This window comes from Saccharopolyspora sp. SCSIO 74807 (assembly GCF_037023755.1).
In the GTDB taxonomy this organism is placed as follows: Bacteria; Actinomycetota; Actinomycetes; order Mycobacteriales; family Pseudonocardiaceae; genus Saccharopolyspora_C; species Saccharopolyspora_C galaxeae.
Genome location: NZ_CP146100.1, coordinates 2,103,350 through 2,118,749, shown reverse-complemented (window position 1 = coordinate 2,118,749; position 15,400 = coordinate 2,103,350). Strand labels below are relative to the sequence as shown.

General features: G+C 70.9%; 12 protein-coding genes. 1 reads left to right on the top strand and 11 read right to left on the bottom strand.

What is annotated here, in order from left to right; genetic code table 11:
- Positions 1-67 precede the first annotated feature (67 nt).
- Positions 68-508 carry an Lrp/AsnC family transcriptional regulator gene (locus V1457_RS09580; RefSeq protein ID WP_200068967.1) on the top strand — a complete coding sequence of 147 codons (441 nt, stop codon included), beginning with the start codon at positions 68-70 and terminating at the stop codon, positions 506-508.
- Positions 509-526: 18 nt separating this feature from the next.
- Here V1457_RS09580 and V1457_RS09575 read toward each other — a convergent pair whose 3' ends face one another.
- The 11 genes from V1457_RS09575 to nuoF form a co-directional block, all read right to left on the bottom strand.
- Positions 527-1,885 carry a hypothetical protein gene (locus V1457_RS09575; RefSeq protein ID WP_338602597.1) on the bottom strand — a complete coding sequence of 453 codons (1,359 nt, stop codon included), beginning with the start codon at positions 1,883-1,885 and terminating at the stop codon, positions 527-529.
- Positions 1,886-2,015: 130 nt separating this feature from the next.
- Positions 2,016-3,053 (bottom strand): polyprenyl synthetase family protein, encoded by a 1,038-nt coding sequence (locus tag V1457_RS09570; RefSeq protein ID WP_374220915.1) that lies wholly within the window; start codon positions 3,051-3,053, stop codon positions 2,016-2,018.
- A 49-nt stretch (positions 3,054-3,102) separates the two neighbouring features.
- Entirely contained in the window at positions 3,103-4,674 is a 1,572-nt protein-coding gene (nuoN, locus tag V1457_RS09565) for an NADH-quinone oxidoreductase subunit NuoN (protein ID WP_338602594.1), read from the bottom strand.
- Between the two features lies 1 nt (position 4,675).
- Positions 4,676-6,253 (bottom strand): NADH-quinone oxidoreductase subunit M, encoded by a 1,578-nt coding sequence (locus V1457_RS09560; protein ID WP_338602592.1) that lies wholly within the window; start codon positions 6,251-6,253, stop codon positions 4,676-4,678.
- A 70-nt stretch (positions 6,254-6,323) separates the two neighbouring features.
- Positions 6,324-8,255 carry an NADH-quinone oxidoreductase subunit L gene (gene nuoL, locus V1457_RS09555; RefSeq protein WP_338604919.1) on the bottom strand — a complete coding sequence of 644 codons (1,932 nt, stop codon included), beginning with the start codon at positions 8,253-8,255 and terminating at the stop codon, positions 6,324-6,326.
- Positions 8,256-8,385: 130 nt separating this feature from the next.
- Positions 8,386-8,685, bottom strand: a complete 300-nt coding sequence (gene nuoK / locus V1457_RS09550; RefSeq protein ID WP_200068963.1) for an NADH-quinone oxidoreductase subunit NuoK — start codon at positions 8,683-8,685, stop codon at positions 8,386-8,388.
- Complete coding sequence (locus V1457_RS09545; RefSeq protein WP_200068962.1) at positions 8,682-9,668, bottom strand: NADH-quinone oxidoreductase subunit J; 987 nt, start codon at positions 9,666-9,668, stop codon at positions 8,682-8,684. Before V1457_RS09545 ends, nuoK begins: the two co-directional genes overlap by 4 nt.
- Positions 9,668-10,228 carry an NADH-quinone oxidoreductase subunit NuoI gene (nuoI, locus tag V1457_RS09540; RefSeq protein WP_200068961.1) on the bottom strand — a complete coding sequence of 187 codons (561 nt, stop codon included), beginning with the start codon at positions 10,226-10,228 and terminating at the stop codon, positions 9,668-9,670. The genes V1457_RS09545 and nuoI overlap by 1 nt, the downstream gene beginning before the upstream one ends.
- A complete protein-coding gene (gene nuoH, locus V1457_RS09535) occupies positions 10,221-11,510 on the bottom strand; it encodes an NADH-quinone oxidoreductase subunit NuoH (RefSeq protein ID WP_200068960.1) in 1,290 nt (429 codons plus the stop codon). Before nuoH ends, nuoI begins: the two co-directional genes overlap by 8 nt.
- Positions 11,507-14,083: an NADH-quinone oxidoreductase subunit G gene (locus V1457_RS09530; protein ID WP_200068959.1), complete on the bottom strand. Its 2,577-nt coding sequence runs from the start codon at positions 14,081-14,083 to the stop codon at positions 11,507-11,509. Before V1457_RS09530 ends, nuoH begins: the two co-directional genes overlap by 4 nt.
- Complete coding sequence (gene nuoF, locus V1457_RS09525; RefSeq protein ID WP_338602585.1) at positions 14,080-15,399, bottom strand: NADH-quinone oxidoreductase subunit NuoF; 1,320 nt, start codon at positions 15,397-15,399, stop codon at positions 14,080-14,082. Before nuoF ends, V1457_RS09530 begins: the two co-directional genes overlap by 4 nt.
- Position 15,400: the final 1 nt, after the last annotated feature.

Sequence of the window (15,400 nt, the reverse complement as noted above, 5' to 3'; positions counted from 1 at the left end):
AATCTAGACGCGGCTTTGACGGCATTCAACAACGCTGCATTGCTTTCCATGCGCCAGAATGTTGCGCATGGACTCCTTGGACCAGCGAATCGTTTCGCAGCTCGTCTCCGACGCGCGCGCGAGCTACGCCGAAATCGGAACGGCGGTCGGGCTTTCCGCGCCCGCGGTGAAGCGGCGCGTGGACAAACTGCTGGACCTGGGGATCCTGCGCGGGTTCACGGCCGTGGTCGATCCGGAGGCGCTGGGCTGGGGCACCGAAGCGTTCGTCGAGGTGCACTGCCACGGCAACGTGCCCACGCATCGGATCCGCAGCGGGCTGGAACCGCTGCCGGAAGTGGTGGCCGCCTACACCGTCTCCGGTCCGGCGGACGCGATCGTGCACCTGCGGGCGGCCGACATCCACCACCTGGAAACCGCGCTGGAGCGGTTGCGGGCCGTGGAGTTCATCAACCGCACGGTCTCCACGGTCGTGCTCTCGCGGTTGCTGGAGCGGCCTCCGCAACCGTGAAACGGCAGCGCCGGGAACTCAGCCTTCGGCGTCCCACGGCTCGAAACCGGCTTCTTCGGCATCGGCGGTGGTCCGGAACCACACCTCGGCGACGATCCGGTCGTACTGCGGCGAGTCCGGGGTGTGGTACTGCCGCGAGGCGAAGTGCCCCTTGATCATGCCGTCCTGCTGCTCCGGCTCCTGCGGCTCGGCCAGCGACGCCCGCCTGCGGTTGGCCTGGGCCTGCGGGTCGTGCGCCCATTCCGGGGCACCCCGCTTGCCCGGCCGGGGACCGGCCCCGGGCGTGCGGCGCGGCAGCGGCGTCTGCTCGGACTCGTCGACGATCGGGATCTGGGTGGTGACTTCGGACTCGCCGGGGCGCTCGGCGGCGAGGTCCTGCGAACGGTTCTCGACCAGCGTGCGCAGGTTGTCGGCGAAACCGGGCGGGCCCTCGCGGCCGTCGGTTCCCGGCTCGTCCGCGGGCGCCTGCCGATCGGTGTCGTCGGCCACCGGCTCCGCCGGTGCGCCCGGATCCGGCCAGTCCGGCAGCTCCTTCTGCTGGAACCACGAGCTGGAGGACTCGGCGGGGCGGTCCGCCGCCGGGTCCGCGTCCGGCCGGTTCCGGGTGAACGCGGCGGCGCTCCCGCCGAGCCCGGAGATCGCCGGGCGGTTCAGCGAAACGGTGTCCTCGGCCCGAGCTGCGCTGCCGTTCGTGCCCGCGGAGCCGACACCGCTGGTGTCCCAGGCATCGGCGCCGTTCGTGCCCGCGGCGTCGGTCCCGTTCGACCACGCGGGGTCGGCGCCGTTCGACACGGCGCGGCCGGTGTGCTCGCCCGGTGCCGCGCTCGGCCACCAACCGCCGGGCTGAGCCGGGTCGGCGTCCTCGGCCCAAGCCCGGACGCGCTCGCGCACCGAAGAACTATCGCTGCGGTCTTGCTCCGCAGCGCGGGCCTGCTCCGGCTGTTCGGCGTCAGCCGCCCTGCCGGGCTCGGCGTAGTCGTCGAGCACCAAGTCGGCGACCTGCGAGCCGCCGCCAGCGCGCACCGACACCGCGGCCCGGTCGTCCGGCGCAGCGGGCTCGTCCGCTTCCGCGATCGGCAACCGCGCGGTGCCCTCCGGCGAAGCCCACACGCGGCCCGGGTCGAACCGTTCCTCCTCGGCGGGTCCCGGCACCGGCTCGGCCACCGCGGTTTCGTCGAGCGGCGCGGACGGTTCGTGCGACCGCCACACCTGGCGTTCCCGGCGCGCCTCGGTGGCGGCCACGTAGTCGTCGTAGTCCCGCGCCACCGCACGCAGCCTGCGGCGCGCGGGCCAGGCGAACAGCAACCAGGTGATCAACGATCCGAGCAGGAACCCGGCTATGCTCCAAAGCCACACCTGCGTAAACAGCCACACCACCGGCGACGTCCCTCCTCAAAGGCCACCTAGGGGCACTGAGCCCAGCCAGGCTACGTCCCCGAGCCAGCGGCCTGTACCCAGGCATCCCGGCGGGCACCCGAATTCACGATCGGGGGATGCGTTCAGCGGTTCATCGGGTGCGGGCCACGACGTAGTGCACGAGCGCCGTCAACGCCTCCCTGGCCGGGCAGTCCGGCAGGGCGCTGAGCACCCGCTGCGCCTGCTCGGCGTAATCGTCCAGCGTCTCCCGCGCGCTCTCCAGGCCACTGGATTCGCGCAGCAGCTTCAACGCCTCGGCTACGTCGGCGTCCGCGGTCAACGGCTCGGCCAGCAGTTCCCGCAGCCGCGGATCGGTGTCCGCGGCGCTGAGCGCGTACAGCATCGGCAGCGTCCGCACGCCTTCCCGCAGGTCGGTGCCCGGGGTCTTGCCGGAGTCCGTCGCGGGCGAGGCGATGTCGATCACGTCGTCGGAGATCTGGAACGCGATCCCGATGAGCTTGCCGAACTCCTCCAGCGCCGCGACGTGCGCGGGCGGCGCCCCCGAGGCGTTGCCGCCGAACCGGCCCGCCGTGGCGATCAGCGAACCGGTCTTCTCGTAGATCACCTGCAGGTAGTGCTGCACCGGATCGTCGTCTTCGCGGGCACCCACGGTCTCCCGCATCTGGCCGGTGACCAGCGCCTCGAACGTGATCGCGATCTGGCGCACCGCGTCAGGGCCGAGGTCGGCCACCAGCCGCGAAGCGTGCGCCATCAGGAAGTCGCCGGTCAGGATCGCCACCGAGTTGTCCCAGCGAACGTTCGCGCTGGTGGCGCCGCGGCGCATGGTGGCCTCGTCCATCACGTCGTCGTGGTAGAGCGTGGACAGGTGCACCATCTCGATCACCGTCGCCGAGGTGATCACCGCGTCCGGCGCCGGGTCGGCGAAGTGCGCGGCCAGCAGCGTGAACAGCGGGCGGAACCGCTTGCCGCCCGCGTCCACCAGGTGCAGCGAAGTGCGGGTGGCGAAGTCGAAATCGCTGCGCACCGAGTCGTGCAGCAAGGCTTCGACGCGGTCCATGCCCGCCGAGACGGACTCCGCCAGCGCCGGATCGGCGATGTCGAAGCCGCTCGCCGCCGCCTGGGCCGCCCGCGACACGTCCCTGATCGGATCACCAGATGGGCTGCTCACGTCACCGTCGCCTTCGCTCCCCCACCGAAACGCCCTACGGGCGGGCACTCTACGACACGAAACCACCCACACCGGCCCAGTCCAGGGCCACCGTCGGCAGCACGCCCAGCAACAGCGTCACGACCACGCCCAGCGTGATCGCCGCGGTCGTGAACGCTCCCGGCACGCTCACGGTGGGCCCGTCCGCGGCCGGTTCGCTGAAGTACATCAGCACGATGACACGAAGGTAGAAGAACGCCGCAACCGCACTGGCCACCAGGGCCACCACCACCAGCGGCGCCATGCCGTCCGCGAACGCGGCCTCGAAAACGACGAATTTCCCGACGAAACCGCTCGTCAGCGGAATCCCGGCCAGCGCGAACAGCAGGAACGTGAACACCGCCGCCAGCAGCGGCGACCGCTTCGCCAGCCCGGCCCAGTCGGAAAGGTGAGTAGCCTCACCATCCGCCGTGCGCACGAGGCTGATCACGCCGAACACCGCGATCGTGGTGAAGCCGTAGGCCAGCAGGTAGAACATCGTGCCGGACAGCCCGCGGTCGGTGAGCGCGATCGCCCCGATCAGCAGGAACCCCGCGTGCGCGATGGACGAGTACGCGATCATGCGCTTGATGTCGCTCTGGGTCAGGCCGAGCACCACGCCGATCACCATCGAGACGATCGCCACGGCCCACAGCACTCCGCGCCACTCCCAGCTCGAAGCCTGGAACGCGACCTGCAGCACCCGCAGGATCCCGCCGAACGCGGCGACCTTCGTGCAGGCGGCCATGAATCCGGTGACCGCGGTCGGCGCACCGTGGTAGACGTCCGGCGTCCAGGTGTGGAACGGGCCGACCGAGCCCTTGAACAGCAGGCCCACCACCAGCAGGCCCAGCCCGGCGAACAGCAGCGTGTCCGAGCGGTCGGTACCCGCGGTGGCCTCGGCGATCGCCGCGAGCCGCACCGAACCGGCGTAGCCGTACAGCAGCGCCAGCCCGTACAGGAAGAACGCGGACGCGAACGCGCCGAGCAGGAAGTACTTCACCGCGGCTTCCTGCGACAGCAGCCTGCGCCGCTTGGCCAGCCCGCACATCAGGTACAGCGGCAGACTCAGCACCTCGAGCGCGATGAACATCGTGAGCAGGTCGTTCGCAGCGCAGAACACCATCATCCCGCCCAGCGAGAACAGGGCGAGCGGGAACACCTCGGTGCGCATCCCGGCGGTGGGAGCGCGCTCGGCGCCGGGCCCTGGTTTGGGCGCCGCGGCCTCCGCGACGAACGCGCCGCCCGGTTCCACCGAGCGGTCCGCGATCAGCAGGATCGCCGCCAGCCCCAGGCCCAGCAGCGTGCCCCACAGGAACAGCGTCGGCGGGTCCACGGCGATCGAGTCGGACAGCGTGGTCAGGCCGGTGGTGCTGCTGCCGCCGGCGAAGACGCCGAGCGCGATCCCGGCGGCGATCAGCGCCAGCAGGCTCAGCGCGACCTGGCTGCTCCAGCGGCCGCGCCGCGGCACGAAGGCTTCGACGAGCACGCCGACGCAGGCGGCGCCGAGCACGATCAGCACCGGCGTGATCGCCGCGTAGTCGATCGGCGGGGGCTTGATCTGCTGCTGCGCGAGGACCGCGACCTGGTCAGTGGCACCCACTTCAGTTCCCTCCCTGCGAGGTCACGGGGTCGGACGCGCCGACATCGCTCATGGTCGCCCCGACCGCGGGCGAGATCACCTCCAGCACCGGCTTCGGGTAGAAGCCCAGCGCCAGCACCAGCACGATCAGCGGAGTGAGCACGGCGATCTCGCGCGGTTTGAGGTCGGTGACCCGCGCCCGATGCGCGCCGGTCTTGTTCGGGTCCGTGACCGCGCCCGGCCCGCCCGCGGTGCCGACCAGCGCGTCGCCGCGCACCGGGCCTTGCATGATCCGCTGGTAGAGCCACAGCACGTAGACGGCGGCGAGCACCATGCCGATCGTGGCCAGCACCGTGTAGACGGGCCTGGTCGGGAAGGCGCCCAGCAGCACCAGGAACTCGCTGATGAACGAGTTCGTGCCGGGCAGCGACAACGTGCTCAGCCCGGCGATCAGCAGCGTGCCCGCCAGCAGCGGCGTGACCTTGGACATGCCGCCGTAGTCGGCGATCCGGGTGGACCCGCCGCGCGCGATGATCATGCCGATGACCAGGATCAGCAGGCCGGTCGCGATGCTGTGGTTGATCATGTACGAGACCGCGCCGACCTGCGCCTGCGAGGTGTAGGCGAAGATCCCCAGCGCGATGAACCCGAAGTGCGCGATGGACACGTAGGCGATGAACCGCTTGAGATCGGTCTGCCCGAACGCCTGCAGCGAGCCGTACAGCACCCCGAGCACCGCCAGCACCAGCACCAGCGGCGCCAGCACCCGAGAGGCCTCCGGCGTCAGCGGCAGGCTGTAGCGCAGGAAGCCGAACGTGCCGACCTTGTCCAGCACGCCGACGACGATCACCGCGACGCCGATCGGCGCCTGCTGCGCCGCGTCCGGCAGCCAGGTGTGCAGCGGCACCAGCGGCGCCTTGATCGCGAACGCGGTGAAGAAGCCGAGGAAGATCCACACCTGCACGCTCAGCGGCGCGTCCGCCAGGATCGGCACCAGCGCGGCCCAGTCGAACGTTCCCTGGCCGGTGGCCTGCGCGGCGTAGGCGTAGGCGCCGATGGCGGAGCCCAGCATGATCAGGCCGCCGAGGAACGAGTACAGGAAGAACTTCACCGCCGCGTACTTGCCGCGCTCGCCGCCGTACCCCCCGATCAGGAAGTACATCGGGATCAGCATGATCTCGAACAGCACGTAGAACAGGAACACGTCGGTCGCGGCGAACACCGCCACCGTCAGCGCCTGCTCCACCAGCAGCAGCGCGAAGAACCCGCCGTGGCTGCGGCCCGCGGGCAGCCGCTCGCCCCAGCTGAAGCCGAGCACCAGCGGCATCAGCAGCGCGATCACCGCGACCATCACCAGCGCGATGCCGTCCACGGCGAACGACAGCCGGATGTCGAAGGCCGGGATCCACTCCACCGAGGAGGCCAGCTGCAGCCGCGGCCCGGCCGGGTCGTAGGCGAACCAGGCGCCCGCGGCGAGCGCGAACTCGGCCAGCGAGACCGCCAGCGCGGTCCACTTCGCGGCCGGTGCGTTGTGCCGCAGCAGCCCCACCGCCACGGCCCCGGCCAGCGGTAGCAGGATCAACGCGAGGAGCAGGGTCATCGGGTCTCCTCCCTCGATGCCTCGATGACGGGCAGTTCTCCGGAGGGAACCGCGAGAAGGCGCTCGGCGATCATGGCGTCCCCACCGCCATCAGCGCGGCGATCAGGATCACGCCGCCGCAGAGCATCGACAGCGCGTACGAGCGCACGAAGCCGGTCTGCCAGCGCCGCATCCAGCCGGAGCCGCCCTGCAGCGCACCGGCCAGGCCGTTCACCGCGCCGTCGACGGCCTTGTCGTCGAACGCGACCAGACCGCGGGTGAGCCCGAACGCCGGTTTCACCGCGACGAGGTCGTTGAGCCGGTTCCCGCCCAGGTCGGCCCGCGCGGCCCGCACCACCGGCGACACCCGCTGCGGGCGGGTGACCGGCACCTGCTTGCGCCCGACGGCCAGCCAGGCCACCAGCACGCCCGCGGCCGAGAGCGCGACGGTCAGCACCGGGATCACCGAGTGCGGCAGCGCCCCGCCGTGCGCTTCCTGGAGTTCACCGAGCGACGGCGCGAGGAACGTGACGAGCCGGTCGCCGACCGCGAAGAACGCGCCCGCGCCGATCGAGCCGATCGCCAGCACGATCATCGGGCCGGTCATGATCGGCGGGGATTCGTGCGGGTGGAATTCCTGACCGTCCGCGGACTTCAGGTTCTCCCAGCGCTTCTCGCCGAAGAACGTCAGCAGCATCAGCCGCGTCATGTAGAACGCGGTCAGCGCCGCGCCCAGCAGCGCCGCCCCGCCGAACACCCAGCCCTGCCAGCCTTCTTGGCCGAACGCGGCCTCGATGATCGCGTCCTTGGAGTAGTAGCCGGACAGGAACGGGAACCCGATCAGCGCCAGGTAGCCGAGCCCGAAGGTGGCGAACGTGATCGGCAGGTGCTTGGCCAGCCCGCCGAACTTGCGCATGTCGACCTCGTCGCGCATCGCGTGCATCACCGAGCCGGCGCCGAGGAACAGCCCGGCCTTGAAGAACCCGTGCGTGAGCAGGTGCATGATCCCGAGCGCGTACCCGGCCGGGCCGAGCCCGACGGCGAGGATCATGTAGCCGATCTGGCTCACCGTGGAGTACGCGAGGACCTTCTTGATGTCGTCGTAAGCGCAGCCGATCACGCACCCGACCAGCAGCGTCACCGCGCCGATGACGGTGACCACCAGCCGCCCGTCCGGCGAGAGCGTGAACAGCGGGTTGGCGCGCGCGATCAGGTACACGCCCGCGGTGACCATGGTGGCCGCGTGGATCAGCGCGGACACCGGCGTCGGGCCTTCCATCGCGTCCGGCAGCCACGCCTGCAACGGCACCTGACCGGACTTGCCGCACGCGCCCAGCAGCAGCAACAGCGTGATCGCCAGCAGCACGCCCGGCGTGAGCTCGTCCGCGCGGGCGAAGACCTCGGTGTACTGCGTGGTGCCGAGCTTCGCGAACAGCAGGAAGATCGCCAGCGCCAGGCCGACGTCGCCGACGCGGTTCATCACGAACGCCTTGGTCGCCGCCGCGGCCGCCGACGGCCGGTGCTGCCAGAACCCGATCAGCAGGTAGGACGCCAGCCCGACGCCCTCCCAGCCGAGGTAGAGCGTCACGAAGCTGTTGCCCAGCACCAGGATCAGCATCGCGGCCACGAACAGGTTCAGGTAGCCGAAGAACCGCCGCCGCTCGGAGTTGTCCCGGCCCTCGCGCCCCTGCTGGTCGTGCGCCATGTAGCCGACCGAGTAGAGGTGGATCAGCGCGCCCACTCCGGTGATCAGCAGCACGAACACCATCGACAGCGGATCCAGCCGCAGGCCGAAGTCCACCTGCAGCGCGTTCACCGGGATCCACGAGAACAGGTGCAGCTCGCGCACCGGGGCCACGTCACCGGAGATGGAGGTGAACAGCAGCACCCCGTAGGCGAAGGCCGCGATCATGGTGGCGCAGCCGAGCAGGTGCCCCCACCCGTTGGCGCGCCGCCCGGCCAGCAGCAGCACCGCCGCGCCGAGCAGCGGCAGCGCGATCAGCAGCCAGGCGTTGCCCTGGATGGCGCCCTGCGCGGCCTGCACGGCCGAGCCGGGACCTGCCAGCTCGGGGCCTGCCAGCTCGGGGCCTGCCAGCTCAAGACCGACAGCCGGAAACGTCGTCGTCACGCCAGGTCTCCCTCGATGAGCGCGGTCAGTACTTGAGCAGGTTCGCGTCGTCGACCGAGGCCGACCGGCGGGTGCGGAAGATCGACATGATGATCGCCAGCCCCACCACGACCTCGGCTGCGGCGACGACCATCACGAAGAACGCCATCACCTGCCCGTGCACCGAGCCCTCGATCCGGGCGAAGGTCACCAGCGTGAGGTTGACCGCGTTGAGCATCAGCTCCACGCACATGAACACGACGATCGCGTTGCGCCGCACCAGCACGCCGACGGCGCCGATGCTGAACAGCAGCGCGGACAGCAACAGGTAGTAGGTCGGGGTCACTGCCGGACCTCCTCGGGTGCGGCGTGCCCGGACTCGGACCGCCCGTTGTTGCCGTTGTCCCCGTTGCCGTTGCCCTCGTCGCCGGACCGGGTTCCGTTGCGCTGCCCGGGTTCCGCGGTGTCCGGTGCGGACTCGGGCTTCTCGTGCTTGCCGCGCCGTTCGGGCGTGGTGAGCGCGTGCGGGTCCGGCTGCTCGGTGCGGCCCGCGACGGCGGCGCGTTCGCGGGTGAGCCGTTCCGCAGGCAGGTTGTCCAAGATCTCGGACAGCGACTCGGGAGCCACCGTGCCGTCCGGCAGCAGCGCGGGCGTGGCGACCGAGTTGGCGGTCGCGTACACGCCGGGACCCGGTAGCGGCGACGGCCGCGCACCGCGGAACCGGGCGTCGGCCCGCTCCCGCTGGCCGATCTTGGCCGCCCGGCCCTTGCCGCCGTAGGCCAGCACCATCGCGCCGATCGCCGCGGTGATCAGCAGCGCGGAGGTCAGCTCGAACGGGAACAGGTAGTCGGTGAAGATCAGCGCACCGAGCCCGCCCGCGCCGCCGCCCTGCGGCGACCACGGGTCCAGCGGCGCCGCCACCGGCACGTCGGTCAGCGACCGCGCCAGCCCGGTCACCAGCAGCAGCGCGAAGCCCACCCCGGCCACCGCGGCCGCCAGCCGCTGCCCGCGCAGCACTTCCACCACCGAGTCCGACGAGTCCCGCCCGACCATCATCAGCACGAACAGGAACAGCATCATGATCGCGCCGGTGTAGACGATGATCTGGGTGAACCCGAGGAACTGCGCGCTCTGCGCCATGTAGAGCACCCCGAGGCTGAGCATCGTCAGCACCAGCCACAGCGCCGAGTGCACGGCGTTGCGGGCGAACACCATGCCGAGCGCCCCGACCAGCGACAGCGGGCCGAGGATCCAGAACACCGCGGTCTCACCGGCGCCGACCACGTCCGCGGCCTGCTGCTGGGCGAGCACCGCCGTTGCCGCGAGCATCACCGCCGCGCCTCCTCTTGGCCGGTCTCGACGGTCTCGCCCGACGGCACTCCGGCCTGCCGCGCGAGTTCGGGGCCGCGCACGTAGTAGTCCTGCTCGTCCTCGCCGAGCCGCATCGGGTGCGGCGGCTGCTCCATGCCGGGCAGCAGCGGCGCGAGCAGGTCCTCCTTGGTGTAGATCAGGTTCTGCCGGTTGTCGTCGGCGGTCTCGTACTCGTTGGTCATGGTCAGCGACCGCGTCGGGCACGCCTCGATGCACAGGCCGCAGCCGATGCAGCGCAGGTAGTTGATCTGGTAATCGGCGCCGAAGCGCTCACCGGGCGAGTACCGCGCGTCGTCGGTGTTGTCCCCGCCCTCGACGAAGATCGCGTCGGCCGGGCAGGCCCAGGCGCACAGTTCGCAGCCCACGCACTTCTCCAGCCCGTCCGGGTGCCGGTTGAGCTGGTGGCGGCCGTGGAACCGGGGCGCGGTGACCTTCTTGACCTCGGGGTACTCCTCGGTGACGACCTTCTTGAACATGGTCGAGAAGGTGACGCCGAAACCTTTCAGCGGATCAAACACTGCCCGCTCCCTCCTTCGAGCCGTCCTCGGCCCCGGACGGCACCTGCCGCCGCCGCGGTGGGGTCGGGGGCACTTGCAGGTCCAGCGGTGGCACCGGGTAGCCGCTGCCGGACAGCGGCGCCGCGGGCTCCTCCGGTTCCGGTTCGCCGCGGCCGGGCAGCAGGAACACGACTGCGGCCAGCGCGACGATCACGACCGCGCCGATGATCAGTGCCGGTGGCGAGGCGAGCAGCTGCTCGTTGCGCAGCGCGCGGATCACGGTGACCACCACGATCCACACCAGGCTCACCGGGACCAGCAGCTTCCAGCCGAGGTTCATGAACTGGTCGTAGCGCAGCCGCGGCAGCGTGCCGCGCAGCCACACGAACACGAACAGGAAGAACAGCGTCTTGCCGAGGAACCACAGCACCGGCCACCAGCCGGTGTTGAGCACCCCGTCGCCGATCAGGCTCAGCGGCCACGGCGCGTGCCAGCCGCCGAGGAACAGCGTGGTGGCCAGCGCCGAGACGGTGACCATGTTGATGTACTCGGCGAGGAAGAACAGCGCGAACTTCAGCGAGGAGTACTCGGTGTGGAACCCGCCGACCAGCTCGGACTCGGCTTCCGGCAGGTCGAACGGGGCGCGGTTGGTCTCGCCGACCATGGACACCGCGTAGACCAGGAAGCTGACCGGCAGCACCAGCGCGAACCAGCCGTTCGTCTGCGCCTCGACGATGCCCGATGTGGACAGCGTGCCCGAGTACATGATCACCGCGACGAACGACAGGCCCATCGCGATCTCGTAGGAGATCACCTGAGCGGCCGAGCGCAACGACCCCAGCAGCGGGTACGGCGAACCGGACGCCCACCCGGCGAGCACGATGCCGTAGACGCCGATGGAGGCCATCGCCAGCACGACCAGCAACCCGACCGGCAGCTCCACCAGCTGCAGCGCGGTGCGCTCCCCGAAGATCGTGACCTCCGGCCCGATCGGCATCACCGAGAACGACACCAGCGCGGGCGCCGCGGAGATCACCGGCGCCAGGAAGTACACCCACTTGTCCGCCAGCACCGGGCGGATGTCCTCCTTGAACGCGAGCTTGAGCCCGTCGGCCAGCGACTGCAGGATGCCGAACGGTCCGGCGCGGTTCGGTCCGGGCCGGTGCTGCATCCGCCCGAGCACGCGGCGCTCGGCCCAGATCGTCAGCAGCGTCATCAGGACCAGGAAGGCGAAGATCGCGACGACCTTGATCAGGACCAGCCAGATCGGGTCGTCGGCGATCAGCTCCGCGGTGTGGGTCATGACCGGCTCCCCTCGGCGTCCGGACCTGCCGGCGCCTGCCCGGTGTGCCCGTTACCGGTGTGCCCGTTGGCCCCGTTGATGCCGTGCCCGGCGACGCTGTCGCCCCCGGCTGGGAACGTGGCGGCGGGCGCGAGCGCGACCGCGGCGCCGTGCCCGACGCCGAGCGCCCGGTTCACCTTCGACGGCCCGGATTCCGACGGCAGCCAGACCACGTCGTCCGGCATCTCGGTCACCTCGGCTTCCAGCGAGATCGCGCCGCGGTCACCGCGGACCTCGACCTGCTGCCGCGGCCCGAGCCCGAGCCGCCGCGCGGTGCCCGGCGAAAGCATCGCGACCGGGCGGCGCCGGGTGCCCGCGAGGTTCGGTTCCCCGTCCTGCAGCGACCCGTCGTCGAGCAGCAGCCGCCAGGTCGCCAGCAGCGCACGGCCCGGTCCTGGCGGGGACACCGGCCGCACCGGTTCTTCCGGTGGTGCTGCCCGCGGCCGGTCGCTGATCCCGAGCCGGTCGAGCTCGGCGCGGGATGCCGCCGGGGTCTGGGTGAACAGGTCGGCGTCCATCTCCACCGCGAGGGTGTCCAGCACGCGGCAGTCCGGCAGCGCACCGCTGCCTTCGATCGTGACGGCGAACTCGCGGCGGCGGCCTTCCCAGTTCAGGTAGCTGCCGGACTTCTCGACGCTCGGCGCGATCGGCAGCACCACGTCGGCGTGTTCGGTGACGCCGCTGGGTCGCAGTTCCAGGCTCACCACGAACCCGGCGCGCGCCAGGGCTTGGGCGGCCAGTTCCGGATCGGGCAGGTCGTCCGGGTCGACGCCGCCGACCAGCAGCCCGGACAGTTCGCCGCGCGCGGCGGCGGTGAGGATGCCGGTGGTGTCCCGGCCGGGGATGCCGGGCAGGCTCGGCTGTCCCCACTCGCGGGCGAGTTCCACGCAGGAGTTCAGGTCGGTGACGCTGCGCCCGCCGGGCAGCAGGTTCGGCAACGCGCCCGCTTCGACCGCGCCGCGTTCCCCGGCACGCCGCGGGATCCAGGCGATCCCGGCGCCGGTGCGCGCGGCGGTGCGCACGATTTCGGAGTACAGCCCGGGAATCTGCGCGGCGCGCTCACCGACGGCGAGCACCGCGCCGTCCGCGCGCAGCAGTTCGTCCACTTCGGACGGAAGCGCGGCGAGCGCGGCGGCCTCCCCACCGGGCGGGCAAGGCAGCAGCGCACCGGCGTCGATCGGCCCGCCACCGCCCATGATCCGGGTGGTCTTCTCCACCCCGGGCGAGTTCCACTGCCCGAGGTGGAAGACCTTCGTGCTGCCCTTGCGAGCCGCTTTGCGCAGCCGCAGGAACACGATCGGCGATTCCTCCTCCGGCTCGAAGGCCACGCACAGCACCGCGGGCGCGGCCTCCAGGTCCGCGTAGGTCACCGCGCCGGAGCCCGGCCCCATGCCGACCACAGTGGACTCCAGGAACGCCAGCTCCTCGTCCGAGTGCGCCCGCGCACGGGCGTCGATGTCGTTGGTGCGCAACGCGATCCGCGCGAACTTCGAGTAGGCGTAGGCGTCCTCGACGGTCAGCCGCCCGCCCGGCAGCACACCGACGCCGTGTTCGTCGCGCGCGGCGATGAGCCCGTCGGCGGCCGTGCGCAACGCCTCCGTCCACGACGCCGGTCGCAGCGCACCGTTCTCCCGCACCTGCGGCCGCGTGAACCGGTCGGTGGCGGTGGCGTAGCGGAACGCGAACCGGCCCTTGTCGCAGGTCCACTCCTCGTTGACCTCCGGGTCCTCACCCGCGAGCCGGCGCATCACCTTGCCGCGCCGCCAGTCCGTGCGGGTAGCGCAGCCCGAAGAGCAGTGCTCGCACACACCGGGCGTGGACACCAGGTCGAACGGCCGGGACCGGAACCGGTAGGCCGCACTGGTCAACGCGCCCACCGGGCAGATCTGGATGGTGTTGCCGGAGAAGTAGGACTGGAACGGCTGCTGCTCGGCGATCCCGATCTGCTGCACCGCCCCGCGCTCCAGCAGCTCGATGAACGGATCACCCGCGATCTGCTTGGAAAAGCGGGTGCAGCGCTGGCACAGCACGCAACGCTCGCGGTCCAGCAGCACCTGCGCCGAGATCGGCACCGGCTTGGCGAAGGTCCGCTTGGTGTCGTGGAAGCGGGATTCCGCGCGCCCGTGCTTGAGCGCCTGGTTCTGCAACGGGCACTCGCCGCCCTTGTCGCAGATCGGGCAGTCCAGCGGGTGGTTGATCAGCAGCAGCTCCATCATGCCCTGCTGCGCCTTGTCCGCCACCGGCGAGCTGCGCTGCGTCTTGACGACCATCCCGTCGGCGACGGTGATGGTGCAGCTGGCCTGCGGCTTGGGCATCGCCCGGCCGTTCATCTCCACCTCGACCAGGCACTGCCTGCACGCGCCCGCGGGATCCAGCAGCGGGTGGTCGCAGAAGCGCGGGATCGTGATGCCCATCCGCTCGGCGGTGCGGATCAGCAGCTCGCCCTTCGGCGCGTCGATCTCGACGCCGTCGATGGTGAGCCGGACGTGCCCCTCCGGGACCGGCTTGCTCTCTCGCTCGGGTGCCACCGTCATCGGGCCGCTCCTGCCAGTGCGGGCTCGCCCGGTTCGGCGCCGGGCCGGTTCTGCTGACACAGCGCGAGGAATTCCTCGCGGAAGTACTTGATGCCGCTGGTGATCGGACTGACCGCGCCGTCGCCGAGCGCGCAGAACGAGCGGCCGAAGATGTTGTCGCAGACGTCGAGCAGCGTCTCGATGTCCTCTTCGGTGCCGTTGCCGCCGACCATCCGCTCCAGCACCTGCGCGAGCCAGAACGTGCCCTCGCGGCAGGGCGTGCACTTGCCGCAGGACTCGTGCTCGTAGAACTGGGTCCACTTCATGACCGCCCACGGCACCGAAACCGTCTCGTTGAACACCATCAGCGCCGTGGTGCCCAGCATCGATCCCGCCTCGGCCGCGCCCTCGAAGTCCAGCGGCACGTCCAGGTGCTCGGCGGTGAACAGCGGTGTCGAGGAACCGCCCGGGGTCCAGAACTTCAGCGGAATCCCGTCCTTCATCCCGCCGGCGAGTTCCAGCAGCTCCCGCAGCGTGGTGCCCAGCGGTGCCTCGTACTGGCCGGGCCGCTCGACGTGGCCGGACAGCGAGAAGATCTTCGGCCCCGGCGACTTCTCCCGCCCCATGGTGCGGAACCAGTCCGAACCGCCGTTGACGATGAACGGCACCGAGGCGATCGTCTCGACGTTGTTCACCGTCGTCGGGCAGGCGTAGAGCCCTGCCGCGGCCGGGAACGGCGGTTTGAGCCGCGGCTGGCCGCGCTTGCCTTCCAGCGAGTCCAGCAGCGCGGTCTCCTCACCGCAGATGTAGGCGCCCGCACCCGCGTGCACGACGATGTCGCAGTCGAACCCGGAACCGAGGACGTTCTTGCCCAGGTAGCCCGCCTCGTACGCCTCCTGCACCGCGTTGTTCAGCCGCCGGATGCAGTGCAGCGCCTCGCCCCGCACGTAGATCAGGCAGTGGTGCGCGCGCATGGCGTAGCTCGCGATGATGCAGCCCTCGATCAGCGAGTGCGGATCGGCCATCATCAGCGGGATGTCCTTGCAGGTGCCCGGTTCGCCCTCGTCCGCGTTGATCACGAGGTAGTGCGGTTTGACCGGCTCCTTCGGCATGAATCCCCACTTCACGCCCGCCGGGAACCCGGCACCGCCGCGGCCGCGCAGGCCCGCGGTCTTGACCAGCTCGATCAGCTCGTCCGGCTGCGCGGCCAGCGCCTTGCGCAGCGCGGTGTAGCCCTCCAGCCGCTCGTAGGTGCGGATGCTCCACGAGTCCGGCGACAGCCACCGCTTGGTGAGCACCGGGGTCAGCGGGTCCGGCCGGGAGTTCGCGTCGGTCATG